The organism is Stenotrophomonas sp. 80084_Sma (assembly GCF_056481995.1).
The window spans coordinates 992,153-1,018,236 of sequence record NZ_CM151177.1 but is presented as its reverse complement, the minus strand read 5'-3'; the positions used below and the strand labels follow the sequence as shown (position 1 = coordinate 1,018,236).

The following is a 26,084-nucleotide window of genomic DNA, read 5'->3' as shown; positions in this document are numbered from 1 at the left end:
TTACGGCCCCAGAGGGGCCGCAACGACAAAGCTTCACGTTGTCGTAACTTGCACTATCAATAGCGCAGCAGAGCCGAACCCCACGTGAAGCCGCCGCCGAAGGCTTCCAGCAGCAGCAGCTGGCCACGTTCGACCTTGCCCGAGCGCACGGCGGCGTCCAGCGCCAGCGGCACCGAGCCGGACGAGGTATTGCCGTGCTTGTCGACGGTGACCACGACCTGGTCCATCGACATGTCCAGGCGCTTGGCGGTGGCTTCGATGATGCGCAGGTTGGCCTGGTGCGGAATCAGCCAATCCAGGTCGGACTTGTCCAGGCCGTTGGCAGCCAGAGTCTCGTCCACGACCGAGTCCAGCGCCTTGACGGCGTACTTGAACACGTCGTTGCCCTTCATGTTGATGGTGCCGCCGCCATTGGCGCCGTCCTTGAAGCCGGTCGAAACGCCAACCGGGTTCCACAGCAGCTCCTTCTTGCTGCCATCGGCATGCAGGTGGGTGCTGAGGATGCCGGTGTCTTCGTCCGCCTTGAGCACGACAGCACCGGCGCCATCGCCGAACAGCACGCAGGTGGTGCGATCGTTCCAGTCGACCATGCGGGTCAGCGTTTCGGTGCCGATCACCAGCACGTGCCTGCAGTCGCCGGAGCGGATGAACTTGTCGGCCACGCCCAACGCGAACACGAAGCCCGAGCAGGCGGCGTTGACGTCGAAGGCGGGGCACCCGGCCACACCGAGCTTTGCCTGGATCAGGCACGCGGTGGACGGGAAAATGAGATCAGGGGTGGTCGTGCCGACCACGATCATGTCGAGCTGCGAGGCGTCGATGCCTGCGGCTTCAAGCGCGCGCAGGGCGGCGTTGTAGCCAAGGTCGCTGGTGGTTTCGCCTTCGGCCGCGATGTGCCGCTCACGAATGCCGGTGCGCGACTGGATCCACTCATCCGAGGTTTCGACCATTTTTTCCAGGTCGGCGTTGGTCAGGACTTTTTCCGGCAAATAGCTACCGGTGCCCGCGATCCTCGAGTAGATCCGCTTGCTCATCATGTTTCCTGTTGCGCGGGCCGCCGATCACCGGCACACCCGGGAAAGAAGGCAAAGGCCGCTGCCCGGGGGCAGCGGCCTTCCCGGCACATCAATCTTCTTCGACGGCCGAGGTCTTGGTCTGGATGACCTTCTTGCCGCGGTAGAAACCATCGGCAGTGATGTGGTGACGCAGGTGCACTTCGCCGGTGGTCGGGTCGGTCGACAGCTGCTTGGCGCTCAGGGCGTCATGCGCACGACGCATGCCGCGGCGGGACGGGGTGACACGGGATTTCTGCACAGCCATGGGATTGCTCCAAACTCGGTTCGTTTTGCTTCGTCGTATCGTCGCGCAGGACGCCAGCGCCCAGCACACTTTCGCTTTCGCCGCAGCCGCCGACGACAATCCGGCTGCTATTGTTTCTTCAGTGCCGCCAACGCCGCGAACGGGTTGGCCTGCTTTGTTTCTTCTTCGCTCGGCGCCCAGTCCTTGTCGACTGCTTCACCGTCGGGCGACAGCGGCACCACAGGCACCGCCAGCACCAGCTCGTCCTCGACCAGGTCCAGCGGACGCAGCTGGCCGTCTTCCGGCACCAGCAACGCCTCGTACTCCTCCGGCAGGGACGATTCCTCGTCCTCGTCGCGGATCAGGCCAAGCCTCTGGGTCATCTTCACCGGCAACAGGAATCGCTGCATGCTGCGCTGACAGGTCAGCGGCAACGCGGTGTCGATGGTCAATTCCACATAGGATACCCGCAAGACGTCGTCGCGACCGAATTCAAGCGAGTAATTGCACTCACCGTCGGTATCTGCGACCAACCCCTGCAGGCGGGTCAATTCAGCCAGGGACACCTGACCGTCGAAGCGCCTTCGCGCTACAACCATCCGCCAGGCATCCAGCGTTTCGGGCACGTTCGCGGACATAAGCCGCTGAATACTAAGGATCGGGGCGGCGGCTGTCAAATGCCCGCCATACAGGACTTGCCGCTGGCGCTGCGGACACGCCAGACTGCCGCGCCCTGCCCCGGTATTCTCGCATGTCACTGGTCCTGGCCTCCACCTCCCGCTACCGCCGCGAGCTGCTGCAGCGATTGGGCCTTGCCTTCGACTGCGCGCGCCCGGAGGTGGATGAAACCCCGTTGAATGGCGAAGCGCCGCGGGCTCTGGCCACGCGCCTGGCTGCGGCCAAGGCCGCCGAGGTGGCTGCCCGCCATCCGGGCGCCTGGGTAATCGGCTCGGACCAGGTCGCGGACCTGAACAGCCAGCCGCTGGGCAAGCCCGGTACGGTCGAGGCCGCCTGTGCGCAGCTGGCAGCGATGTCCGGGCAGACCGTGCGCTTCCACACCGCCGTCTGTCTCAGCCGTGATGGAGAATCATTCACGGCCGTCGATCTGACCGAAGTCTGCTTCCGCGCACTGGAACCGGACGAGATCGCCCGCTACGTGACCACCGAGCAGCCACTGGACTGCGCCGGCAGCTTCAAATGCGAGGGCTTGGGCATCAGCCTGTTCGACGCCATCGACAACCGCGACCCGACCGCGCTGGTCGGCCTGCCGCTGATTGCGGTATGCGGATTGCTGCGCAGGGCGGGATACGCGGTGCCCTGAGGGCTTCCGCCAACCTGTAGAGCCGAGCCCATGCTCGGCTGCCCTTTTTGTAGAGTCGAGCCATGCTCGACTGTCTTTGGAGAAGCAGTCGAGCATGGCTCGACTCTACAAAAGCAGGACTCAACGAACTTCGAACGGCTGCTCCTGCCACTCTTCCACGCTGCCATCGTTGCCATGCAGGCGCAGGCCCAGCCAATGCCTGCCCGGCGCCAGCGTGGTGGTATCCAGCGATGCGTCGAAGCCCACCGCCGGGTGCTGCGGATCGGTGCTGTCCGGCCACACGGGGCGCACGTCGAACACACGCCCATAGCGGGCGTCACCGATGGAACGGCCATCGACCAGCACTTCGACACGTGCCAGGCCGACGCCATCCTTGAACGCCCAGCCCTTGATCGCGAACGTGCCGGACACCTTCTCGCCATTGGACGGTGCATCCAGCCACGCCATCGCCGGCGTCACGCACGGCCCTTCCGCGCGCTGCACCGGCAGGCGGAACAACAGGAAGCGCTGGAACCCGTGATCACTGCTGACCACGCGCGGCGCCGGCATCGGCCCCACCTGATCGCAGATGGCGTGATAGCGCTCCAGCAGTTCGCGATAGCGCTGGTCACTGGGTGACAGCACCAGCAGCATCGGCGCCGTGCGCTCGCCCTCATGCAGCAGGCCCCACTGTGCCAGCTGCGCGGTGCGGCCATGCTTGTCATTGAGCGGATGCGGCAGCACCTCGATGTTGCCATTGCCCAGCTGGAAGCCCAGCTCGGCGCCAACCTTGAAGTTGCCGGCCAGCACGCGCGTCCCTTCCGGCATCTGCCGCAGCTCTTCATGGACCGCTACGGCCAGTGGTTGCCAGCCAGCGAAATTGCGCGGGTAGTACTTGCTGCCGGCCATCTGCTCGCGCAGTGCCGGCGTGGATGCCATCAGGTAGTAGCCGAACGCCAGCACCATGCCCGCGCCTGCCAGCCACCAGCCGGTGCGGCGCAGCCAGCGCGGCCAGCCGTTGAGCACTACCGGCACCGCCACCAGCAGTGCGAGGTAGCCCGGCAGCGGCCAATGGAAACTGATCCGCTCGACGTCAGTGAAGAAGCCAAGCACGAAAATGCCCAGCGTGGATACGCCGCCCACCAGGCCGAAATAGCGCCACTGCACGCGCGCACCGCCACCGCTCCGGGTTCCTGCCAGCGCCACCTTCCACATCGCCATGCACAGGATCGGCGTCACCAGCATCGGCTGGATCACCAGGAACCACAGCCCGCCCCATTCAAAGGCCCAGGGATGACGCTCGACCACCTGGAATTTCAGACCGGCATCGTGGTTGTCCGCATTCCACGCCAGCAGTGGCAGCCATGCCAGCACGCCCACCGCCAGTGCGACCCACACGCGCGGATCGGCCAGCATGCGCCGCCCCTGCGGCAATGCCAGCAGCGCGATGAAACCGACGCCGATGACACCGATGAAACGGTAGTGGCTGAGTGCACCGATCAGCAGGCCCAGCGCCAGCTTCATCGCCGAAGAGGCATCCACGTTGTGCAGCAGGCGCGCACCGGCGTGCAGGCAGATCACCGCCGCCAGCGCCATCGGCACGTCGGGTACCGCCAGCAGGCCCAGCGTCGCCGACAACGGCATCAACAGCGTGAGGCTGCCCGCCTGCCAACCCGCCACATTGCCGAACCAGCGCGTGGCCGTGCGCACCACCAGCAGCGGCAACAGCGCACCGATGGCCAGGAACGGCAGGCGCAGCGCAAGCACGTGATGACCGCCGAGCTCCACGCCCAGGCGGGCCAGCCAGGCGGTCAACCCGGGCAGATCCGAATAGGCCGCGGCCAGATGCTGGCCTTCCTGCCAATAGAACGCTTCGTCGACGAACAGCGGCAAGCGCGCGGCAACGATCAGCTTGGCCGCTGTGACCAGCGTCCATAACCAGAGAAATATCGTCCGTGCGCGCTGTTCGCCTTGCATTGCTCTATGGATAATCGAGTGGATTCCAGATCTGAGACGATCATGCCAGCTTCGTCCCCAAACCCCAGCATGCTAACCGATCAATTGCGTCAGGCCCTGCGGGAGGCACAGGATCAGGTGAACGCACTGGTATTGGGCAAGGTGCCGGAAGTCAGGCTGGCGTTCGTCGCATTGCTGTCCGGCGGTCACCTGCTGATCGAAGATCTGCCCGGCCTGGGCAAGACCACGCTGGCGCATGCGCTGGCCAGCAGCCTCGGCCTCAGCTTCCAGCGCGTGCAGTTCACCTCCGATCTGTTGCCCGCCGATGTGCTGGGCGTGTCGGTGTATGAAGCCGGCAGCCGTCAGTTCCAGTTCCACCCCGGCCCGGTGTTCACCCACGTACTGCTGGCCGACGAGATCAACCGCGCACCACCGCGCACGCAGAGCGCGTTGCTGGAAGCGATGGCCGAGCAGCAGGTCACCCTGGATGGACAGACGCATCCGCTGCCCGACCCGTTCTTCGTGATCGCCACGCAGAACCCGGTCGACCTGTCCGGCACCTTCCCGTTGCCGGATTCGCAGCTGGATCGTTTCCTGCTGCGGCTGGCGATGGGCTACCCGAGCGCGCAGGCCGAGCGCGAGCTGCTGCGTGGCAGCGACCGTCGCGACCTGATCGCGCGTGCCGTACCGAAACTGGATGACACCCAGGTGCGCGCGCTGCGCGACGCAGTGAACCAGGTGCATGCCAGCGACGCGCTGATCGACTATGTGCAGGCGCTGCTGACCCGCAGCCGCCAGCATGCCGGTGTGCGCGTGGGCCTGTCGCCACGTGCGGGCCTGGCGCTGCTGCGCGCGGCCAAGGCACATGCACTGCTGCTGGGGCGCGGCCATGTGGTGCCCGAAGACGTGCAGACCCTGTTCGTGGCGGTGGCCGGTCACCGACTGGTGGCGGAAGCCGAATCCAGTTCGGGTCCGGCACTGGCGCGCGCGATCCTGCAGACCGTCGCGGTGGACTGAGCGTGGCCACACGCTGGGCACGCATGCAGCTGCTGGCTCGGCCACGCAGGCCCGAAGCCTTGCCGAGGCGGCTGGACCGCCATCGCATCTATGTGCTGCCCACCCGCTTCGGCCTGTTCGTTGCCACCCTGCTGGCGGCCATGCTGCTGGGCGCACTGAACTACAACAACAACCCGGCGCTGCTGCTGGCCCTGCTGCTCGCGGCAGCAGCAATCGCCAGTGCCATTGCCGCGCATCTCCAGTTGTCCGGCGTGCAGATCGATGCGATCTCCGCCGAGCCGGTAGCGGCCGGGCAACCATTGCGTCTGCGCGTGGACCTCTCACTGCGTGACCCGCGTGCGCGGCACGGCCTTCATCTGCAGCTGGGTGACAGCAACGCCTGGACCTCGCTGCCTGCGCACGGCCGTGGCGAAGTGGAACTGGACGTTCCCAGCGAACGCCGTGGCTGGCTGGAACTGCCGCGCATCCGACTGTCCACCACCCAGCCGTTGGGCCTGGTGCGGGCGTGGTCGTGGGTGTGGCCGGAACAGCCGCTGCTGGTCTACCCGCTGGCCGAAGCCGTGGCGCCTGCACTGCCGGAGAGCGGCAGCGATCCGCTGCACACCCGCGCCCATGCCAGCGGCGAGGAACTGCATCAGCTGCGCCCCTACCGGGCGGGCGATGCGCCGCGCAGCATTTCCTGGAAGCACTCGGCTCGCCGCGACAGCCTGCTGGTGCGCGAGTACGAAAAGCCGGTCGGCATCGAAGTGATCCTCGACTGGCGCGCATTGGCGCCGTTGGGCCATGAAGCACGCATCGCTCGATTGGCGCGCTGGGTGGATGTGGCCGAGCGCGAGGGCCGCCGCTACACCCTGCTGCTGCCTGCACACCCGCCGTTCGGGCCCGGTCAGGGCGCCAGCCACCATCACCTGTGCCTGCGCGCGCTGGCGCTGATGCCGCATGACTGAGACCCCCGCCCTGCTCGATCGCAATGCCCGCAACTGGACCCTGGCCAGCGCGGCGCTGGCCTTGTTGCCGTTGCTGCTGCAGCTGCCGCCACTGCTGGCTGGTGTGATCGCGCTGGCGGCGATCATCACCGCCGCCCTGTCGTGGCGGACAGTGTTGCCGATGCCGGTACGCCTGCTGCTGGTGCTGGGCATGCTCGGCGCCATCGTCTGGCAGATGGGCATGGTGCGCCCCGGGCGCGATACCGGTTGCGCACTGCTGGCCGCGATGCTGGCGATCAAGTCCAGCGAGCTGCGCAGCCTGCGTGATGCCCGCAGCCTGCTCGGCTTCGCGCTGTTCTCGCCCTTTGCAGCATTCCTGCTCGACCAGGGGCCGCTGACAACCGCGCTGGCCGCGCTGGCCGGGGGCAGCGCACTGATCGCGCTGCAACGCCTGGCCCAGGATGAAGGTCATGCCGGCCGCCTGCCACTGCGCGGGCAGCTGCATGGTGTCGGCCGCCTGTTGGCGATCGGCCTGCCGCTGGCATTGGCCTGTTTCTGGCTGTTCCCGCGCCTGGCCACGCCACTGTGGGGTGTTCCCGAGCGCGCCGTGGGTACGCCGGGGTTGTCCGACAGCATGGAGCCCGGCCAGTGGTTGGACCTGATGGCCGACGACAGCCCGGCGCTGCGCGTGCAGTTCTTCGGCACTCCACCCGAGCCGGCGCAGCGTTACTGGCGCGGCCCTGTACTGACCGCCTTCGATGGACGGCGCTGGACACGCGACCGCGCCAGCGCGCGGCGGCCTGCTGCGGTGGTTGAAGCAAGTACACAGGGCTGGGATTACCAGATCGACTACGAGCCGACCGACCGCCGCCAGCTGGTGGCGCTGGACCTGCCCAGCCGCGCGCCTGCAGGCAGCATGCTGGATGCGGACATGAGCCTGAGCAGCGAACGCCCGCTGGCCTCGCTCAGCCGCTGGCGGTTGCATTCAGCCCCTCCACTGCGTTTCGACAGCACGCTGTCGCCCTATCTGCGCCGCGCGACGCTGCAGCTGCCGACCGGCTTCAACCCGCGCACCGCCACGTTGGCGCAGCAATGGCGACAGGAGGCTGGCAGCGATGACGAGGCCATCGTGCGCCGCGCGCTGCAGTGGATCACCACCGACTTCTCGTACACGCTGGACACCCCTGCGGCGGGACGCGACCCGATCGACGAGTTCCTGTTCGGCTACAAGGCCGGCTTCTGTGAACACTTCAGCTCGGCCTTCGTGGTGCTGATGCGCAACGCCGGCGTCCCGGCGCGGGTGGTGACCGGTTTCGCCGGCGGCACCCGCAACCGCATCGGCGACTACTGGGTAGTGCGGCGAATGGATGCCCACGCCTGGGCCGAGGTGTGGCTGCCGCAGCGCGGCTGGGTCCGGGTCGACCCGACCGCAGCCGTGGCACCGGAACGCATCCTGGACACACTGGATGACCGCCTGCAGGCCGGCACGGACACGCCACTGCAGCAGCGTTGGCTGCAGCTGGGCCAGATGGGCGACTGGCTGCGCCGCGGCTGGAACGACCTGGTGCTGTCGTTCGATGCGCGCCGCCAGCAACAGCTGCTCAAGCCGTTCGGGCTGGACGATCTGGGCCCTGGGCAGCTGGTCGCTGGCTTCGTGGTGGCCGCACTGCTGGCGCTGGCGTGGATGGCCTGGCTGCTGGCCCGTGGCGAGCGCGAACGCGACCCGCTGCTGCGCGCCTGGCACCGGCTCGGACGGCGCTACGCCCGCCTCGGCCTGGCCCGTGAACCGCACGAAACCGCCCAGGACTGGGCACAGCGCGTACACCGGCAGCGTCCTGACCCGGCCCTGCTCGCGCTCAGCCAGCGTTTCGCTGATGCGCGTTACGCTGGAACTTGCACCGACCTCGCTTCATTATTGCGGGACCTGCGCAGGCATCGCCCGACTTCCGGAGCCTCCCCATGAACACCAAGTTCCTTCTCACCGCTGTGGCCACGCTGGCCCTGTCGGCCTGCGCCACGGCCCCCAAGCCGCTGCAGGGACAGTTCAGCCTGGTCTCCCCTCGCGATTCGGTCGCTACCCAGCAGGTCGGCACGCCGGTCCGTTGGGGCGGTCGCATCATCGAAACCAAGCCCGGCCAGGGCGAGACCTGCTTCCAGATCATCTCGCGCCCGCTCAATGGCAGTGGCCGCCCGAACACCACTTCGTCCGATGCCAGCGACGGTCGTTTCATCGCCTGCCGTGCCGGCTTCTACGACCCGGCGGTGTTCGAAGCCGGTCGTGACGTGACCTTCATCGGCAAGATCGACGGCTACCAGAACACCCGCATCGGCGAATACGACTACCGCCTGCCGAAGCTGTCGGCCGATGTGATCTACCTGTGGCCGGAACAGCGTCAGGTCGACGTGGTGCCCTATCCCTATGGCCCGTGGGGCCCGAGCCCGTATGGCCCGTACTGGGGCGGCTATGGTCGCTGGGGCTGGTGGTGATCATCACCGCACAGGCATGACGGAAAAGGCCGCCCTCGGGCGGCCTTTTCCATCCACGCCGGGATACGGTAGATCCACGCCATGCGTGGATAGGGGCTTCAACGCCCTGGGGTACCGAAGTGCCCCAGCGGCGCACCGGCCAGCAGGTGCATGTGGATATGGAACACGGTCTGCCCGGCATCCTCGCGGCAGTTCATCACGATGCGGTAGCCGTCCTGAGCAAAGCCCTCGCGGCGCGCATACTCGGCGGCAGCCAGCGCCAGCTTGCCGATCAGGTGCGCCTGCGACGGCTGCAGGTCATCCAGGGTCGGAATGATCTCGTTCTTCGGAATGAACAGCACGTGCACCGGCGCCTGCGGTGCGATGTCCTTGAAGCCCAGCACCTCGTCATCCTCGTAGACGATGGTGGCCGGGATCTCGCGACGGATGATCTTGCTGAAGAGGGTTTCGTTGCTCATGGTCGGCCTCGGCGGGGATGTCTCCCGCATTGTAGGCCGCCCGCGCCCGGCCATGCCGGCCGTTGCTCAATCGCGGAATTCGCTGCGCGTCCCGAACGCGTGCGACAGCGTGCCACGATCAACGTATTCCAGTTCGCCGCCCAGCGGCAGGCCCTGCGCCAGGCGGCTGGGCTGCACCTTGCGCGCGCGCGCCAGCTGCGCCAGGTAATGCGCGGTGGCCTCCCCCTCCACAGTGGCGCTGGTGGCGATGATCAGCTCCTGCACCTCGCCTTCGGCCAGCCGCCGCTCCAGCTGCTCCAGGCCCAGCTCGCGCGGGCCGATGCCATCGAGCGGCGACAGCCGTCCCTGCAGCACGAAGTAGACACCGCGGAAGCCGGTGGCGTTCTCGATGGCCAAGCGGTCGGCCGGTGATTCGACCACGCACAGCTGGCTGCGCTCGCGGCTGCTGTTGGCACAGGTCGGGCACAACTCGGTTTCGCTGAAATCGCGGCATTGCGCGCAGTGGCCAATGCGCTCCACCGCCAGCGCCAGGGTTTCGGCCAGGCGCTGGCCACCTTCGCGCTCGCGCTCGAGCAGGTGGTAGGCCATGCGCTGCGCCGTCTTCTGGCCCACGCCAGGCAGCACCCGCAGTGCGTCGATCAATTGTTCAAGCAGGGGTGCGGACACGGCGGCAGGCTTTCATTGCGTCGAGCAGGCTCGACGGCTGTTTGTAGAGTCGAGCCATGCTCGACTGAAGGTTGGAGCAGTCGAGCAAGTTCGACTCTACGGGATCCGTGGCACCCGGTTACACGGGTGCCACGCTGAAAATCAGAACGGCAGCTTCATGCCCGGCGGCAGCTGCATGCCGGCGGTGGCCGAACCCATCTTCGACTTCGACTCGGCATCGATCTTGTTCGAGGCATCGTTGAAGGCGGCGGCGATCAGGTCTTCCAGCATCTCCGGGTCGCTGGCCAGCGACGGGTCGATGCGCACCTTGCGGCATTCCTTGGCGCCGGTCAGGGTCACGCTGACCATGCCGCCACCGGCGCTGCCGGTCACTTCGATCTTGGCGATTTCTTCCTGGGCCTTCTGCAGGTTTTCCTGCATCTTCTGGGCCTGCTGCATCAGTTGGGCGATGTTGCCGCGCATAGTGTCCTACTCGTCAAAAGAACGGATGGAATCGGAAACAACCCGGGCGCCGTGCTGTTGGATCAGCACCTGCACTTCCGGATCGTCCATGAAAACAGCCTCTGCCACCTGCTGCCGCTCGCCACGCTGGCGATCGGCACGCTGGTGCAGGGTCTCGGCCGGAACGTGTTCGGTTTCCACGGTCTCGACCACGATCTTCGGCGCCTGGCCGAGGGCCTTCTCCAGCATCTCGCCCAGGGCGGCCAGCGCGCGCTCCGAGCGCAGATATTCAAATCCGGGCGAAAGACCCAGTTTCAAGGTCCCGTGCTGGCAACTGATGAAGGCGGCGTTGGCGGCCAACTGCCGCGACGGGCCGCTCAGGCCACTGTTGGCGACCAGATCCAGCCAATCCTCGGCGCTGGCCAGATCGCTGACACCTTCCTGCGGCACGGCATCACGTGCCGGGGCCGGCTCGGCCGGCGCGATGGCAATGCCTTCAGTGCGGAACGGGCGCTCGAGCGGCGCAGGCTCGCTGGGAGCCGCGACGGGAGCTGGCGGTTCATGCCAGGGCGCCACCATGGCAGCGTCCGGCCCAGCCATCTCGGCCGCCAGCGCCTCGTCACGCGCCTCGGCTTCGTCGGTGGCCCACGGGGGCAGGTCGTCGCCCGCTTCGGCTTCAACGGATGCCGGTGCCGCTGCTTCGGCCTTCACCGGCGGCGGTGACACGGGCTCTTCCACCGGAACCGGCTCGGGCTCCGGGGTCGGGTCCGGTTCGGGTCGTGGGGCCGGCTCAGGTTCGGGTTCAGGTTCGCGCGGCGCGGCCTGCGCCGGAGCGGCCACCTGCGCTACTACGGCCGGGCTTGCCGAAGTGGCGGCAGCAACCGGTGTCGCTTCGTGGGTACCCGTACCGCTGCCACCACCGGCAGCATTGCCACCCGGCGCATTGCCTGCACCGTCCACCGACTTCGGCACCGGCGGGACCGCCGCGGCCGGGCGGAACGCCAGCATGCGCAGCACAGCCATTTCAAAGCCCGCGCGCGGGCTAGGCGCCAGCGGCAGGTCACGACGGCCGTTCAAGGCCATCTGATACCAGAGCTGCACCACTTCCGGACGCAGGCGTTCGGCGAACACCGTCGCGTCCAGGCCTTCGGCAGCCGCTGCGGCACCCGGTACCAGCTGCTGCACCTGGATGCGATGCAGGCCTTCGGCCAGCGCTTCCAGCACGCCGCTCCAGTCCGGCGAGAACTCCGCCAGCGCAGCCACTACCTGCAACAGGCGCGGACCATCGCCTTCGGCCAGCGCATCGAGCATCGCTGCCACCTGGGTGCGGTCGACCGTGCCCAGCATGGTGCGCACTACGTCCTCGCGCAGCGCGCCGCCGGCGTAGGCGATCGCCTGGTCCAGCAGCGACAGGCCGTCACGCAGGCTGCCGTCGGCGGCCTTGGCCAGCTGCACGATGGCGCTGCCGTCGGCCTCGATTTCCTCAGCCGCCAGGATGCGGGTCATCTGGCCCTGGATCTGGTCCTCGTCCAGGCGCTTGAGGTTGAACTGCAGGCAGCGGCTGAGCACGGTGACCGGCAGCTTCTGCGGGTCGGTGGTGGCCAGCAGGAACTTCACATGTTCCGGCGGTTCTTCCAGCGTCTTCAGCAGCGCGTTGAACGCCGCCTTGGACAGCATGTGCACTTCGTCGATCAGGTAGACCTTGTACTTGCCACGCGAGGGCATGTACTGCGCGTTCTCGATCACCTCGCGCACGTCATCCACACCGGTGTTGGACGCGGCGTCGATTTCCAGCAGGTCGATGTAGCGGCCAGCGTCGATGTCCAGGCAGGCCGCGCACTGGCCGCATGGGTCTGCGCTGGTGCCCTGCTCGCAGTTCAGCGACTTGGCGAAGATGCGCGCGATGGTGGTCTTGCCCACGCCGCGGGTACCGGTGAACAGGAACGCATGGTGGACCCGGCCGCTGTCCAGCGCGTTGCTGAGCGCACGGACCACGTGTTCCTGGCCCACCAGCTCGGCAAAACGCTTCGGACGCCACTTGCGGGCAAGGACGAGATAGGACATCAGGCCACCGTTTTCCATCGGATGTTCCATTGTGCCATGCCTGTCCAGCCCCCTCGCCTCCGGCACGTCCTTCGCAGGTTCCTGACCGGGGTGCTTGTGAAGTGCCGCGCGGCCCGCTAGAATCTGCGCCCCTGCTGAGGCGTTTGCCGATGGCAGGGATCCGGAGAGGTGTCCGAGTGGTTGAAGGAGCACGCCTGGAAAGTGTGTAAGCGTCTAAACCGCGCTTCGGGGGTTCGAATCCCCCTCTCTCCGCCAGATAACTGAAAAAGGCTGCCCCCAGGGGCGGCCTTTTTCAGTTATCTGGCGCGGGACGCGAAGTGCGCTGCGCGCGCTTCGCCCCAAACGTTGCTGCGCAACCTTTGGGCCCCTCCCTTTGCCGGCCTCTCCCCGCCCCTGTCGGGGCAGCCCCTCAACAGAGGGACTTGTTCCTCCAGATCCATCAGTAGATCCACGCCACGCGTGGATGCTTTTGATCGCCTTACGCACGCTCGTTGGCACTCCAAAACAAAGCTGAACGAAACCTGAAAATTCGCTATCGTAGACGCCTTCATCCGACGCCTGGCCCATTGCCCATGAGTTCGACCGACAGCGCTCACGCCGACTGCGAGAACTGCAACACCGCCCTGCAGGGCCACTACTGCCATCGCTGCGGGCAATCGGCGCACAACCCGCTCAAGCACGTGGGCCATGCCATCGAAGAAGTGTTCGAATCCTTCTGGCACCTGGACGGGCGCATCTTCCGCACGCTGCGCGATCTCTGGGTTCCCGGCCGCATCACGCAGAACTACCTCAAGGGCCGCCGGGTCGGATACGTGCAGCCTTTGCGGCTGTTCGTCATCCTCACCCTGTTTACGTTCTTCATCGGCAAACTGTTCGTGCACGTCGACGACATCCGCATGGGCGGAGGCAATTCGCTGTATGCCAAGTCCATCACCGTTGAACAGGTCGAGGCCGCACGCGCGAAACAGCTGACGATGATCGATCAACAGCAGGCCAACTCACCCGCTACCGACAACGCCGGCTTCGCCATGGCCAGAGCGGCGGTGAATGCGGCAGCCGCACAGCGCAAAGCCGAGCTCACCGGCACCAGCAAGGAGGTCGCCACGACCGAGCCCGGCACCTTCTTCAACCACACCGTCAACGGCAAACCGTGGGACGCTGACACCAACCCCATCGTGGTGGCCGGCTGGCCCCGGTTCGCCAACAACTGGCTCAACAAGCGCCTGCACAACGGCAACGCCAACATCCAGCGCATGGGGGGCAAGACCGATCTGTACATGCAGGCGATCCTGACCGCATTGCCCGGTGCCCTGTTCTTCCTGATGCCAGTGTTCGCGCTGGTGCTGCGCATCGCCTACATCCCGCGGTCGATGGGCTATCTGGAACACCTGGTGGTGGCGCTGTACAGCCACTGCTGGCTGATGATGGTGCTGCTGGCAACCTTCCTCATCGCCGGCATCAGCAGCGCGCTCGCATCCCCCGCCTTCGCCGCCGCCAGCCAATGGCTGTATGCCCTGCTGTGGCTGGCGGTCCCGGTCTATCTGCTGTGGATGCAGCAACGCGTGTATGGCGGCAACAAGGCGCTGACCGTGTTGCGCTACCTTGCCATCGGCGGCGTCTACCTGTTCCTGGTGAGCTTCGTGGTGATGTATGCGGTGCTGGCGGGAATCTCGGCCTGAGGGATACACACACGGCATCCGGCCCATGAATCCACGTGTAGCGTGGATCTACTGACGATCGTCTATCGTGGGCCCATGAACCTCCGCCTCTACCGCCCCGCAGATGCCAGCGCCTGCCTGTCGATTTTCGACAGCAACGTGCCCACCTACTTCGCGCCCGAAGAGCGCAGCGACTTTGAACGCTTCCTGCGTGAGCAGGCCATGGACTGCGCCTTCCAGGTGATCGAGCACGACCACCGTGTCGTGGCCTGTGGCGGCCTGTCGCGACGCAGCGATGGTAGTGCCGGCTTCTGTTGGGGCATGGTGCAGCGCGCGCTGCACCGGCATGGACTGGGACGCGAACTGGCGCTGGCGCGCCTGCGCCAGGCCGAAGCGGATCCCTCGATCAAGCGCATCGCGCTCAGCACCAGCCAGCACACCCAGGGCTTCTATTCCGGTCTCGGCTTCCAGGTGACACGTGTGGTGCCCGATGGCCACGGCGCCGGGATCGACGCCGTGGAAATGGAGCGGGAGCTCTAGCGCTCCCGCCCGGTGCCATCCACGCGGAGCGTGGATCTACCGCTGGCCCGCTCCCCTCAGAAACCCACGCGCAGGTTGATCTGCCCGCCGACGTCGCGGCGACCGTCGCCGTGCTGGCCCTGCACGAACATCGACAGCTGGCTGTTGCGGCCCAGGCCGACCGCCACCCCCAGCTGGCTGACCAGCGCGTTGCGTGCCATCACCGCGCTGTACACATCGAACGCATTGCCGCCGACCGCGAAGCGGTTGCGGCTGGCCACGTCGGTGTCACCCGAAGCATGCTGCCAGCCGAGGCCGACCGTCAGCTGTGCAGGGAAGCGCTCGCCGCTGCCCACGTCCCAGCGGCCCCGCACGCCCACGGTGCTGACATTGAGCGTGTCCTTGCCGCCTTCCAGCTCCAGCGCAGCAGTGCCGCCCTGCTCCACCGCGCGATCACTGTCGACCCAGTGCTTGGTGAACTGCACATACGGCTGCAGCTGGGTCCTGCCGTGGGTCCAGGTCCAGCTGCCTTCCACCTGGGCGATGGTCACATCCGAGTCCTGGCGGCTGTACAGGGTCTGGCCCAGCAGCGGCACCTCACGTGTGGTGCGCGTGCGGTAGTCGCCGCGCGACACGCTGCCACCGACCGCAAAGCCGTTGTTCCACTGGCCCTGCGCATACAGGCCGAAGGTGTTGCCACGCAGGCGGGCGCGCGAGCTGCGATCGTACAGGCGCGTATCCAGCCGTTCGTTGCCGGCCGCTGCACCCAGCACCACGTGCTCGCCCAGCTGCCAGTCCACGCCGGCCATCAGCGCATTGCGATTGGAGCGGATGTCGTCGCCGTTGCCATCACCATCCTGCCTGAACACCTTGCCGCTGCCGGCCAGCCAGGCCGAGGCACGCTCACCGCGCACGGTCGGCAGCTCACTGCCCAGACGCTGGCGGATACCCTCTTCCAGGTAATTGTCGTACAACAGCACCGCACGGCTGGCCGCATGCACTTCACCGGACAGCTGGTCGAAGGCCGCGCGCGCGGTACCCGCGTCATACATCAGCAGCGTGTTGTACAGGCCCAGCGCCGGACCACTCTGCGGCAGGCTGTCCAGCGCTGCGGCGGTGTTGTACTGGTTGCGCGTCTTCGCCGCCGTGGTGAAGGCTGCGGTCTGCGCCACATCGATCTGCAGATTGGCCGTGTTCGCCGTGTAGACCGGGGTGATGGTCAGGAAGGCCGACGGCGTCTTCGCCGAAGCGAACTGCCCGCTCACGCCACCGCCCGCATTGACCACGGTGTACTGCTGGCCCTGCTGGTAGCTGGTGCTCGGCGAGATGGTATTCACCTGCACGCTGCTGCCACCCACGTTGGCACTGCCACCCACCTGCACCGTGTCGCTGCCGGTGGCACCCAGATCGATGCCCAGCGTGCTGCCCGGCGACAAGGTCAGGTTGCCACCCACCGTGATCGTGCCGGTGCCATTGCCCGCACCGCTGCCATTGCCTGGGCCATTACCCGGCGACAGCACGCCGCCACTGGATACCGTCACGCCACCACCGGTACCCCCGATGGTGCCGGTGCCGGACAGCGTGGTACCGCTGCCGATGGTCCACTGGCCGCCGATGTTGCCGGTGACATTCAGGCCACCGCCGGTGACCTGGCCGGTACCGCTGAAACCACCGCTGTTGCCGCCAAGGTTCAGGCCCCCCGGACCGGCCTGCACGATGCTGCCGCCACCGCTGATGCTGCCGCCCAGCGTGGTGCTGCCACCGGTGTTGATGATCAGCCCACCGTTGTTGGTGATGTTGCCGGTGATCGAGCCACTGGCGCCGCCATTGCCAACCTGCACGGTGCCGCCCGCATTGATGGTCGTGCCACCGGTATAGGTGTTGTTTCCGATAAGCGTAATGGTGCCGTTGCCAGCCTGGGTCAGGCCACCGCTGCCGCTGATGGTGCCACCGACGGTGGTGTTGCCACCGACGTTGAACACCAGGCTGCCGTTGTTGCTGACGTTGCCGGCAATCGATCCGCTCGCGCCGCCGTTGCCGACCTGCAGCGTGCCGCCGGTGTTGATGGTGGTGCCGCCGGTATAGGTGTTGTTGCCGCCCAGGATCAGCGTGCCGCTGCCGGCCTGGGTCAGGCCACCGCTGCCGCTGATGGCGCCGCCGACGGTGGTGTTGCCACCCACGTTGAAGATCAGGCTGCCGTTGTTGGTGACGCTGCCGCCAATCGCACCGGTCGCGCCGCCATTGCCCACCTGCAGGGTGCCACCGGCAGTGATGGTGGTCGGGCCGGTGTAGGTGTTGTTGCCGGTCACGGTCAGTGTGCCGCTGCCGGCCTGGGTCAGGCCACCGCTGCCGCTGATGGTGCCGCCCAGCGTGGTGTTGCCCGCGACGTTGGACACAAGCGTGCCGTTGTTGGTGATGTCGCCGACGATCGAGCCGGTCGCACCACCATTGCCCAGCTGCAGCGTGCCGCCGGCATTGATGGTGGTACCGCCGGTGTAGGTGTTGGTGCCGGTCAGCACCAGCGAGCCACTGCCCGCCTGGGTCAGGCCACCCGTACCACTGATGGTGCCGCCCAGCAGGGTGTTGCCCGCGACGTGGGAGATCAGCGAACCATTGTTGGTGATGTCGCCAGCGATCGAACCGGTCGCTCCACCATTGCCCACCTGCAGCGTGCCACCGGCAGTGATGATGGTGCCGCCGGTGTAGGTGTTGTTGCCGACCAGCGTCAGCACGCCGGCACCGGCCTGGGTCAGGCCACCACTGCCACTGATCGCGCCGCCGACCGTGGTGTTGCCCGCCACGTCGAACACCAGGCTGCCGTTGTTGGCGACATTACCGGTGATCGCACCGGTCGCACCGCCATTGCCGACCTGCAGCGTGCCACCGGCATTGATGGTGGTGCCGCCGGTATAGGTGTTGTTGCCGGTCAGAGTCAGCGTGCCAGCGCCGGCCTGGGTCAGGCCACCGCTGCCGCTGATGGTGCCGCCCAGCGTGGTGTTGCCCGCCACGTTGGAGACCAGCGCACCGTTGTTGGTGATGTCGCCGACGATCGCCCCGGTCGCACCGCCATTGCCGACCTGCAGCGTGCCGCCTGCATTGATGGTGGTACCGCCGGTGTAGGTGTTGTTGCCGGTCAGCACCAGCGTTCCGCTGCCAGCCTGGGTCAGGCCACCGCCACCGCTGACCACACCGCCTACGGTTGCCGTGGTGCCCAGGTTGTAGACCAGGCTGCCGTTGTTGGTGATGTCGCCCAGCACCGAACCGGAGCTGCCGCCGTTGCCGACCTGCAGCGTGCTGCCACCATTGATGGTGGTGCCGCCGGTATAGACATTGTCACCGCTCAGGGTCAGCGTGCCGGTGCCGCTCTGCACCAGGCCACCGGTGCCACTGAGCACACCGCCGAAGGTGGTGCTGCCGTTGTTGCCGCCGGTGGTCAGGGTCGCACCACCCAGCACCACGCTGGATCCAGCTACACCGGCCAGGCCACCAATGCTCTGGTTGCCACCGGCACTGATGTCCAGCGTACCGGCACCGGTCAGATTGACCGTGCTCGCACCCGACAGGGTGCCACCGGCCCCCACCGCCAGCGTGCCGCTGTTGATGGTGGTGTTACCGGTGTAGGTGCTGGCACCGCCCAGGGTGACCGTTGCTGCGCCATCCTTGAGCAGGCCGCCAGCGCCGCTGATAGGGCCGTTCAAGGTCAGCGCGTGGCTGCCGGCAAGGGTCAGCGTGCCGCTGGCCAGCTGCACGGTATTGGCCAGGGTCAGCGCGCTGGTGCCGTCCAGGCTGGCATTGCCGCCCACGGTCAGCGTGCCGGTTCCCAGTGCATTGTTGTTACCCAAGGCAAGGCCACCGGCGTTGAGTGCCACGCCACCGCTGAAGGTATTGCTGCCGGTCAGGCCCTGGATGCCAGCACCATTCTTCACCAGGCCACCGGTACCGGTAATGTCACCAGCGAAGGTCGTGTTTCCTACGCCATTGAGGGTCAGCGTGCTGCCGCCGAGCGCGACCGTACTGCCGGTAACACCGGCCAGTGATCCGATGCTCTGCGCACCACCGGCAGAAATATCGAACGCTGTTCCGGCGTTGGCCAGTGTCACCGCGCCACTCGCTGCCAGGCTTCCTCCGGCGCCAATCGCCAGCGTGCCCGCATTGATGGTGGTGCCACCAGTGAAGGTATTGGCACCGGTCAGGGTCTGGGTGCCGGTGCCTTCCTTGATCAGCCCACCGGTGCCCCCCACCGAACCACTGAACGTGCCATTGACGGGACCACCAATGGTCAAGGTGTTGCCGCCCAGGTTCACCGTGCCGTTGCCGATCAGGGTACCGAACTGCTGCGTGCCGCTGCCCGCCGACAGATCGAAGGTCGCGCCCGAAGCCAGATTGACGATGCCACTGGCATGCAGGCTCGCGCCGGCGCCCAATGCCAGCGTACCGGCATTGATGAAGGTGCCACCGGTATAGGTATTGGCACCGTTCAAGGTCAGCGTTGCCGCGCCCTCCTTGGTCAGCGAGCCGGTGCCACTCAGGCTGCCGTTGAGGGTGAGGTTGTTGCTGCCGAGCACGGTCAGCCCGGCATTGAGGACGAAGTTGTTGGCCAACGTCACCGCAGTGTTCGAATCGAGCGTACCGTTGCCACCCACCGTTACCGCCCCGGTGCCGAGAGCGGCATCGTTGCCGACCACCAGGCCGCCTGCATTGAGCGTTACACCGCCACTGAAGGTGCTGGCGCCGTTGAGGGTCTGCACGCCTGCGCCGTTCTTGACGAGGCCACCATTGCCGGTGATCGCACCGTTGAACGTGCTGTCTACCGTGCCGCCCAGGGTCAGCGCACTGCCCCCCAGCGCCACGGTGCTGCCGGCCACACCGGCAAGCGAACCGATGCTCTGGTTGCCCGCAGAGATATCGAGGGTACCGGTACCGGCCAGGTTCACCGCGCCGGTCGACGCCAGGCTGCCGCCGGCGCCGATCGCCAGCGTGCCGCTGTTGATGGTGGTGCCTCCGGTGTAGGTATTCGCACCGGTCAGGGTCACGGTGGCCGCACCGTTCTTGATCAGCCCACCGGTACCGGAAACGATGCCGCCCAAGGTCAGTGCATTGCTGCCCAGCAGGTTGAGGTTGGCACCTGATGCCAGCGTGATGTTGTTGGCCAGGTTGGCCGCGGTCGAAGCATCCAGCATAGCGCTGGCCCCCACCGTCAGCGCACCGGTGCCGAGCGCAGCGTTGTTGCCGACCACCAGGCCACCGCCGTTGAGCGCCAGGCCGCCGCTGAACAGGTTGGCGCCGCCCAGCGTGAGGATGCCGGTGCCGTTCTTGACCAGGCCACCGGTGCCGGAAATCGCGCCGTCGAACACGCTGTTGCCGTTGCCGCCGAGGATCAGCGACTGCGCGCCCAGAGTGACCGTGGAGCCGGTCACGCCGGCCAACGAACCAATGGTCTGGCTGGCACCGGACGTCGAGATGTCGAAGCCGGTTCCCGCTGCGGTGAGTGTCACTGCACCGGTGGCCGCCAGGCTGCCGCCCGGACCGATCGCCAGTGTGCCGGCATTGATGAAGGTGCCGCCGGTGTAGGTGTTGGCACCGGTCAGCGTCTCGATGCCCGCACCGACCTTGGTCAGGCCACCCGTACCTGCGATAGAGCCACTGAAGGTGCCATTGGTCGCCCCGCCGACTTCGATCGAATTGGCGCCCAGGTTGACCGTACCGTTGCCGACCAGGGTGCCGAACACCTGCGTGCCACTGCCGGCCGACAGATCCAGCGTAGCGCCGGTGGCGAGGTTCACGGTACCGCTCGCCGCCAGGCTTGCACCGGCACCCAGCGCCAGTGTGCCGGCGTTGATGTTGGTACCACCGGTATAGGAGTTGATACCGTTCAAGGTCAGCGTTGCGCCACCATCCTTGGTCAGGCTGCCGGTACCGGAAATCACCCCGTTGAGCGTCAGCGCATTGGTGCCCAGTACGGTCAGGCCTGCGTTGAGCGCGATGTTGTTGGTCAGTGCTGCCAGGCCGGTGGTGTCCAGCGTGGCGGCACCGCCGACGGTCAATGCACCCGTGCCCAGCGCCGCGTCATTGCCGAGCACCAGCCCGCCAGCGTTGAGCGTCACGCCGCCGCCAAACGTGTTGGCGCCGGACAGCGTCTGCACGCCCGCGCCCACCTTGACCAGACCGCCACCACCACTGATCACGCCGTCGAAGGCGGCATTGCCGGCCGTGCCGAAGGTCAACGAATTACCGCCCAGCGCCAGCGTGCTTCCGCCCGCACCGTTGAGCGCGCCGATGGTCTGGCTGCTGCCGGCACCGGAGATATCGAAGCCAGCGCCTGCGCCCAGCGTGACATCACCCGCCGCGGCAAGGCTGCCACCTGTTCCCAGTGCCAGCGTACCGGCGTTGATGGTGGTACCGCCGGTATAGGTGTTGGCACCGGACAGCGTCAGCGTGGTGGCACCGTTCTTGATCAGGCTGCCGTTGCCATCGATCACACCCGACAGCGTCAGCGCATTGCTGCCCGGCAATGTCAGTGCGACACCCGAGCCCAGCGTGACCGCATTGCCGAGCGTCGCTGCAGCACCCGCATCCAGCGTGGTGCTGGCATTCACCGCCAGCGTACCGGAACCGAGTGCGCCGTTCGCGCCGACCACCAGGCCACCACCGTTCAAGGTCAGGCCGCCACCGAAGGTATTGGTGTTGTTGAGCGTCAGCAGGCCTGCACCGTTCTTGATCAGGCTGCCGCTGCCGGCCACCACGCCTGCAAGGGTGAGATCGCTGCTGCCGCCCAGCGTCAGCTGCGTACCCCCACCGAAGTTCACGGCGTTGGCCAGGTTCAGTGCCGTCGTTCCGTCCAGGCTGACGTTGCCGCCGATGCCCAGTGTGCCCGTGCCCAGCGCCCCCGAATTCCCGAGGATCAGGCCACCGGCATCAAGCGCGACACCGCCACTGAAGGTATTGGCACCGGACAGCGTCTGCACGCCAGCACCGACCTTGATCAGCCCACCGCTGCCATCGATGGCACCGGCAAAGCTGCCATTGCTGGCGCCACCGAAAGTAAGGGTCTGCGTGCCCAATGCCACATGGCTGCCTGCCGCGCCGTTCAACGCGCCAATGGTCTGCCCGGCACCCGCTGCGGAGATGTCCAGCGTCGCGCCGGCACCGGCGAGGTCCACCGCACCGATGGCGGCAAGACTGCCACCTGCGCCGAGTGCCAGCGTACCTGCGTTGACCGTAGCGCCACCGAGGAAGGTATTGGCACCGGACAAGGTCAGCGTCGAGGCGCCGTCCTTGATCAGGCCACCGGCACCACTCACCACACCGCTCAGAGTGAGATTGCTGCTGCCCGGCAGGGTCAGCGTATTGGCGCCCAGGTTCACTGCATTGACCAGCGAAACCGGGGCGCTCGCATCCAGAGAAACATTGCCGCCGATGTTCAGTGCACCGGTACCCAACGCACCGTTGGCGCCGACCGACAGACCGCCCGCGTTCAGCGCCAGACCACCACTGAAGGTGTTGCTGTTGTTCAACGACAGCACGCCAGTGCCGGTCTTGATCAGGCCACCGGTGCCGGTGATCAGTCCGCCCAGAGCAACATTCTCATTGCTGGTCAGGCTCAGCTGCGCACCGGCATCGAGATCGATGGCATTGCCCAGGTTCAATGCCACCGTACTGCCCAGGGTCGCGTTCGCGCCCACGGCAAGCAGCCCGGTTCCCAGTGCGCCAGCGTTGCCCAGCATCAGGCCACCGCCGTTGAGCGTCAGCCCACCGGCGAAGTTGTTGGCGCCGTTGAGCGTGAGCGTGCTGGCGCCGTTCTTGACCAGGCCACCGGCTCCGGAAACCACCCCGCCAAGCGTGATCGCCTGCGAACCCGGCAGCGACAGCGCAGCCCCACTACCCAGAGTGACATTGTTGACCAGGTTCAACGCCGTGCTGCCATCGAGCGATGCATTGCCACCCACGCTCAATGCGCCCGTCCCGAGTGCACCGCTGTTGCCCAGCAGCAGGCTGCCGGCATTGAGGTTCAGGCCGCCGCTGAATGCATTGGTGCCGTTCAAGGTCAGCAGCGAGGCACCGTTCTTGATCAGGCTGCCGGTGCCGGTGATGTTGCCGCCCAGGGTGAGGTTCTGGCTGCCCGGCAGGGTCAGCACCGCGCCAAGGTTGATGGCATTGCCCAGATTCAGTGCTGCGGTTGCGTCGAGCGAGCCATTGCCGCTGACCGTCAACGCGCCGGTACCGAGTGCACTGCCGTTGCCCAGCAACAGGCCACCGGCCGCCAGGTTCAGGCCACCACTGAAGGTATTGGCGCCGCTGAGCGTCTGCGTGCCCGTTCCCTGCTTGACCAGGCCACCGGTACCGCCGATCACGCCGCCGAATGTCTGGTTGGTGGCATCACCGAAGGTGAGCGTGCTGCCGCCCAGCGAGAGGATGCTGCCTGCCGCACCGGACAGCGCACCGATGGTCTGGTTGCCGCCGAGCGAGATGTCCAGTTCGGCGCCGGCCCCCGCCAGGCTCACCGCCCCGGTGGCCGCCAGACTGCCGCCACTGGCCAGTGCCACCTTTCCTGCGTTTACGTTCAGACCGCCGGTGAATGCGTTGGCCCCACCCAGCGTGAGCGTGGAGGCGCCGTTCTTGACCAGGCTGCCGGTACCACCGATCACGCCGCCCAGCGTCAGCGCGTTGGAGCCCAGCACGTTGAGCGAACCACCCACCCCCAGGTTGATGCCGTTGCCCACGGTCAGTGCCGAGCTGGCATCAAGCGTCACCGCGCCACCGACATTCAATGCGCCGGTTCCCAGCGCACCGCCGTTGCCGAGCACCAGTCCTCCAGCCGTGAGCGACAGCCCTCCACCAAACGTGTTGGCGTTGTTGAGGGTCAGGGTGGCCGCGCCGTTCTTGACCAGGCTGCCGGAGCCACCGATCACGCCGTTGAAGGTCAATGCCTGGTTCCCGGACAGATTGAGGATGCTGCCCGCGCCCAGATTGACCGCGTTGGTGAGAGCGAGCGCCCCGGTGCCATCGAGAGACACGTTGCCGCCAACACTAAGTGTTCCAGTACCCAGCGCGCCTGCATTGCCCAGCAGCAGGCCACCGCCGTTGAGCGTGACGCCACCTGTGAAGGTATTGGCGCCCGACAGGGTCTGGGTACCCGTACCGACCTTGACCAGCGCGCCGCCGACACCGCCGATGACGCCGGAGAAGCTGGTACTGGTGTTCAGGCCACCCAACGTGAGGCTGCGCGCGCCAAGGTTGAGCGCACCGGATCCGGCGAGTGAGCCGATGGTCTGGCTGGCCGCAACCGAGAGATCGAGGTTGGTACCTGCGCTCAGCGAGATCGCACTTGTCGGCGACAGGCTGCCACCGGCGCCCAATGCCAGCGCACCACCGGTGACCGCGAAGGAGCCCGTAAGCAGGTTCGCACCATTCAAGGTGAGGGTACCCGGACCCGCCTTGACCAGGTCGCCAGCGCCGGAGATCGAACCATTCAGGCCCAGCGCGTTGCTGCCCAGCAGGTTGAGCGTGCCGCCACCGTTGATGACGAGGTTGTTGCCCAGATTGAAGTTGGCCGAGGTATCCAGCGAAGCGTTGCCACCGACGGTCAGACTGCCGCTGCCGAGCGCACCGGCATTGCCGAGCACCAGGCCGCCAGCATTGAGGTTGACGCCACCGCTGAACAGGTTCGCACCGCCCAGGGTGACGATGCCGGTGTTGTTGACCGTCAGCCCACCGGTACCGGATAGCACGCCACCCATACCAAACGCATTGGTCCCGGCCAGGGACAGATTGCCACCGAGGCTGAAAGCGTTGGCCAGATTCAGGCCCGCTGTGGAGGACGCAATGGCACCGCCGTTGGCCGTGAACAACCCTGTGCCAAAGGAGTCGGTGTCGTTGAAATTGACCAGGCCATCATTGAGCGTCGTCTGCCCGGTTCCGCCCCATGCGCCCTGCAGGTTCCAGGTGCCGCTGTTGACGGTGAGCTTCTGGAAGTTGAGGTACCGGTTCCAGCCCAGCGAGGTCACTGCACCGCCAGTGCCCGCGCCTGGGCCGGCTGCGCTGTTCTGCAGCACCAGCGTGTTGTTGGCGGCGCCGCTGCCGGTACCGGCGTCGACCGTTCCCGCAGCCGCAACCTTCACCCCGGTAACACCGGTAATCACGCCGGCAAGGGCGCTGCCGCCACCGGCCACAACGCTGGAACCCGACACTGCGGTAAAGGTATTGCCGCCAGTTGAATCACCCAAGTGAACGCTGCCACTGACCGCCCCCGCATTGAGGAACGTATTACCGCCAGAAGCACCCAGGCCGGTGCGTCCGTCGATGGTGCCCGTGTTGGTCACATTGGCTGCTGCGCCACCATAGGTCACCACCGTGGTTGCGTCGGAAACGCTGCCTGCGCCGATCAACGACGTACTGATCAGGCCGGCATTGTTGATTGTGGTAGTGCCGTTGACATTCTGTGCCACCAGCGCCTGCCCCCCGAAACCCAGCAGCGTTGCGATGTTGACGACACCCTTGATCTGTCCGCCGGAATTGTTGTTGACGACGATCGCGCTGTTGTTGGCAGAACCGTTGCCGATGACCAGTCCGGGCGACGCAAGGATGAGCGAGCTCGGATCGATCGTGCCACTGTTGTTGACCGTCACGTTGTCGCCGCTCAACGTCGCCGCATTGCCACCACCGATAACCGGAGGCGTGCGCAGCGTGGCCCCTGCCAGCACGTTCACCGTGATGCCGGAATTAGCGTTGATGTAGTTGCTGACCGAGCCAGGGTCGCAGGTGACCGTTGAGCCCACCGTATTGCACGCCGCGAAGGCCGAACCACTGGCCAGCGTGGCAGCCAATGCCACCGCCAACTGGTGCGCCCGCAATCGCGGCACCCGCCCTGCGCAGACCGCGCTTCCGCCGGGATTCTGGGTGACCTCCGAAGCAACCTGCATTACGCCGAGGGCGCGATTGAAAACCAGACGGTAAATGCGGTTCATCGGTAAATCTCCATGAAAAGACCGGATGGCACTGCAGGCAGGCTTTTTTGAAGACAATGCGGCCCACCCCGGCTCCCGACACGGGAACAAGGCCTGGCTTCATTAACTTCTGAAAATCTTCACATCTTCACGCGACCGCACCTGGAAAAGGCAGGTCAACGTGTCCGTCAAGGCGAAAACTCCCCGATTTCGCATGACGAATGGCGGCACTGTGCGGCCGATGGCGCCAGCGGCATGTGAATCACGCTCGTTATTTTCATGACGCACGTCAAATAAAACGGGCGGACAAAATGGTTTTGCCGAAAATGCATATACCTGCAGCAGGCGGA

16 protein-coding genes and 1 tRNA gene are annotated in these 26,084 nt (G+C 66.4%); 8 read left to right on the top strand and 9 right to left on the bottom strand.

Annotated elements, in window-relative coordinates:
• Positions 1–56 precede the first annotated feature (56 nt).
• The 3 genes from ACZK3W_RS04750 to ACZK3W_RS04740 all read right to left on the bottom strand — a co-directional run bounded on the left by ACZK3W_RS04750 (position 57) and on the right by ACZK3W_RS04740 (position 1,937).
• Positions 57–1,034 (bottom strand): beta-ketoacyl-ACP synthase III, encoded by a 978-nt coding sequence (locus tag ACZK3W_RS04750; protein WP_032127766.1) that lies wholly within the window; start codon positions 1,032–1,034, stop codon positions 57–59.
• A 91-nt stretch (positions 1,035–1,125) separates the two neighbouring features.
• Positions 1,126–1,320 carry a 50S ribosomal protein L32 gene (gene rpmF, locus ACZK3W_RS04745; protein ID WP_004154640.1) on the bottom strand — a complete coding sequence of 65 codons (195 nt, stop codon included), beginning with the start codon at positions 1,318–1,320 and terminating at the stop codon, positions 1,126–1,128.
• 107 nt (positions 1,321–1,427) lie between these two features.
• Positions 1,428–1,937, bottom strand: a complete 510-nt coding sequence (locus ACZK3W_RS04740; RefSeq protein ID WP_032127767.1) for a YceD family protein — start codon at positions 1,935–1,937, stop codon at positions 1,428–1,430.
• A 113-nt stretch (positions 1,938–2,050) separates the two neighbouring features.
• Between ACZK3W_RS04740 and ACZK3W_RS04735 the strand changes: the two genes are divergently transcribed.
• Positions 2,051–2,620 carry a Maf family protein gene (locus ACZK3W_RS04735; protein ID WP_125895272.1) on the top strand — a complete coding sequence of 190 codons (570 nt, stop codon included), beginning with the start codon at positions 2,051–2,053 and terminating at the stop codon, positions 2,618–2,620.
• Between the two features lie 120 nt (positions 2,621–2,740).
• Here ACZK3W_RS04735 and ACZK3W_RS04730 read toward each other — a convergent pair whose 3' ends face one another.
• Positions 2,741–4,576, bottom strand: a complete 1,836-nt coding sequence (locus ACZK3W_RS04730; RefSeq protein WP_125894615.1) for a glycosyltransferase family 39 protein — start codon at positions 4,574–4,576, stop codon at positions 2,741–2,743.
• Between the two features lie 42 nt (positions 4,577–4,618).
• Here ACZK3W_RS04730 and ACZK3W_RS04725 point away from each other — a divergent pair, with 42 nt between their 5' ends.
• Genes ACZK3W_RS04725 through ACZK3W_RS04710 form a run of 4 tightly spaced genes read left to right on the top strand, consistent with a single transcriptional unit; the run spans position 4,619 to position 8,985 of the window.
• Positions 4,619–5,572 (top strand): AAA family ATPase, encoded by a 954-nt coding sequence (locus ACZK3W_RS04725; RefSeq protein WP_049400642.1) that lies wholly within the window; start codon positions 4,619–4,621, stop codon positions 5,570–5,572.
• Positions 5,573–5,595: 23 nt separating this feature from the next.
• Complete coding sequence (locus ACZK3W_RS04720; RefSeq protein WP_164171388.1) at positions 5,596–6,519, top strand: DUF58 domain-containing protein; 924 nt, start codon at positions 5,596–5,598, stop codon at positions 6,517–6,519.
• Complete coding sequence (locus ACZK3W_RS04715; RefSeq protein ID WP_071228018.1) at positions 6,512–8,461, top strand: transglutaminase TgpA family protein; 1,950 nt, start codon at positions 6,512–6,514, stop codon at positions 8,459–8,461. The genes ACZK3W_RS04720 and ACZK3W_RS04715 overlap by 8 nt, the downstream gene beginning before the upstream one ends.
• Positions 8,458–8,985 (top strand): Slp family lipoprotein, encoded by a 528-nt coding sequence (locus tag ACZK3W_RS04710; RefSeq protein WP_032127773.1) that lies wholly within the window; start codon positions 8,458–8,460, stop codon positions 8,983–8,985. The genes ACZK3W_RS04715 and ACZK3W_RS04710 overlap by 4 nt, the downstream gene beginning before the upstream one ends.
• Positions 8,986–9,083: 98 nt before the next feature.
• Here the strand turns inward: ACZK3W_RS04710 and ACZK3W_RS04705 are convergent, their stop codons facing one another.
• The 4 genes from ACZK3W_RS04705 to dnaX form a co-directional block, all read right to left on the bottom strand.
• The gene (locus tag ACZK3W_RS04705; RefSeq protein ID WP_014646179.1) at positions 9,084–9,443 is read right to left on the bottom strand and encodes a histidine triad nucleotide-binding protein; all 360 of its coding nucleotides are present in this window, start codon (positions 9,441–9,443) and stop codon (positions 9,084–9,086) included.
• Positions 9,444–9,509: 66 nt separating this feature from the next.
• Entirely contained in the window at positions 9,510–10,109 is a 600-nt protein-coding gene (gene recR / locus ACZK3W_RS04700) for a recombination mediator RecR (RefSeq protein ID WP_032127775.1), read from the bottom strand.
• 141 nt (positions 10,110–10,250) lie between these two features.
• The gene (locus tag ACZK3W_RS04695) at positions 10,251–10,571 is read right to left on the bottom strand and encodes a YbaB/EbfC family nucleoid-associated protein (RefSeq protein WP_004154630.1); all 321 of its coding nucleotides are present in this window, start codon (positions 10,569–10,571) and stop codon (positions 10,251–10,253) included.
• A gap of 6 nt (positions 10,572–10,577) precedes the next feature.
• Positions 10,578–12,632 (bottom strand): DNA polymerase III subunit gamma/tau, encoded by a 2,055-nt coding sequence (gene dnaX / locus ACZK3W_RS04690; protein ID WP_125894625.1) that lies wholly within the window; start codon positions 12,630–12,632, stop codon positions 10,578–10,580.
• Positions 12,633–12,776: 144 nt separating this feature from the next.
• On the opposite strand from dnaX, the gene ACZK3W_RS04685 reads away from it, so the two are divergent.
• From ACZK3W_RS04685 to ACZK3W_RS04675, 3 genes are all read left to right on the top strand, one after another.
• Positions 12,777–12,869 (top strand) — tRNA-Ser (locus tag ACZK3W_RS04685).
• Between the two features lie 236 nt (positions 12,870–13,105).
• Positions 13,106–14,293: a DUF3667 domain-containing protein gene (locus tag ACZK3W_RS04680; protein ID WP_478450512.1), complete on the top strand. Its 1,188-nt coding sequence runs from the start codon at positions 13,106–13,108 to the stop codon at positions 14,291–14,293.
• 75 nt (positions 14,294–14,368) lie between these two features.
• Positions 14,369–14,812 carry a GNAT family N-acetyltransferase gene (locus ACZK3W_RS04675; RefSeq protein WP_478450511.1) on the top strand — a complete coding sequence of 148 codons (444 nt, stop codon included), beginning with the start codon at positions 14,369–14,371 and terminating at the stop codon, positions 14,810–14,812.
• A gap of 56 nt (positions 14,813–14,868) precedes the next feature.
• Here the strand turns inward: ACZK3W_RS04675 and ACZK3W_RS04670 are convergent, their stop codons facing one another.
• Positions 14,869–25,755: an autotransporter-associated beta strand repeat-containing protein gene (locus ACZK3W_RS04670; RefSeq protein WP_478450510.1), complete on the bottom strand. Its 10,887-nt coding sequence runs from the start codon at positions 25,753–25,755 to the stop codon at positions 14,869–14,871.
• Positions 25,756–26,084 lie beyond the last annotated feature (329 nt).

Bases quoted from the DNA above. Each gene is read 5' to 3' on its own strand.
- ACZK3W_RS04715 (WP_071228018.1), top strand. From the start codon at position 6,512: ATGACTGAGACCCCCGCCCTGCTCGATCGCAATGCCCGCAACTGGACC.
- ACZK3W_RS04725 (WP_049400642.1), top strand. From the start codon at position 4,619: ATGCCAGCTTCGTCCCCAAACCCCAGCATGCTAACCGATCAATTGCGT.
- ACZK3W_RS04670 (WP_478450510.1), bottom strand. From the start codon at position 25,755: ATGAACCGCATTTACCGTCTGGTTTTCAATCGCGCCCTCGGCGTAATG.
- ACZK3W_RS04675 (WP_478450511.1), top strand. From the start codon at position 14,369: ATGAACCTCCGCCTCTACCGCCCCGCAGATGCCAGCGCCTGCCTGTCG.
- ACZK3W_RS04710 (WP_032127773.1), top strand. From the start codon at position 8,458: ATGAACACCAAGTTCCTTCTCACCGCTGTGGCCACGCTGGCCCTGTCG.
- rpmF (WP_004154640.1), bottom strand. From the start codon at position 1,320: ATGGCTGTGCAGAAATCCCGTGTCACCCCGTCCCGCCGCGGCATGCGT.
- ACZK3W_RS04730 (WP_125894615.1), bottom strand. From the start codon at position 4,576: ATGCAAGGCGAACAGCGCGCACGGACGATATTTCTCTGGTTATGGACG.
- ACZK3W_RS04735 (WP_125895272.1), top strand. From the start codon at position 2,051: ATGTCACTGGTCCTGGCCTCCACCTCCCGCTACCGCCGCGAGCTGCTG.
- ACZK3W_RS04740 (WP_032127767.1), bottom strand. From the start codon at position 1,937: ATGTCCGCGAACGTGCCCGAAACGCTGGATGCCTGGCGGATGGTTGTA.
- ACZK3W_RS04720 (WP_164171388.1), top strand. From the start codon at position 5,596: ATGCAGCTGCTGGCTCGGCCACGCAGGCCCGAAGCCTTGCCGAGGCGG.
- ACZK3W_RS04705 (WP_014646179.1), bottom strand. From the start codon at position 9,443: ATGAGCAACGAAACCCTCTTCAGCAAGATCATCCGTCGCGAGATCCCG.
- ACZK3W_RS04750 (WP_032127766.1), bottom strand. From the start codon at position 1,034: ATGAGCAAGCGGATCTACTCGAGGATCGCGGGCACCGGTAGCTATTTG.
- dnaX (WP_125894625.1), bottom strand. From the start codon at position 12,632: ATGGAAAACGGTGGCCTGATGTCCTATCTCGTCCTTGCCCGCAAGTGG.
- ACZK3W_RS04695 (WP_004154630.1), bottom strand. From the start codon at position 10,571: ATGCGCGGCAACATCGCCCAACTGATGCAGCAGGCCCAGAAGATGCAG.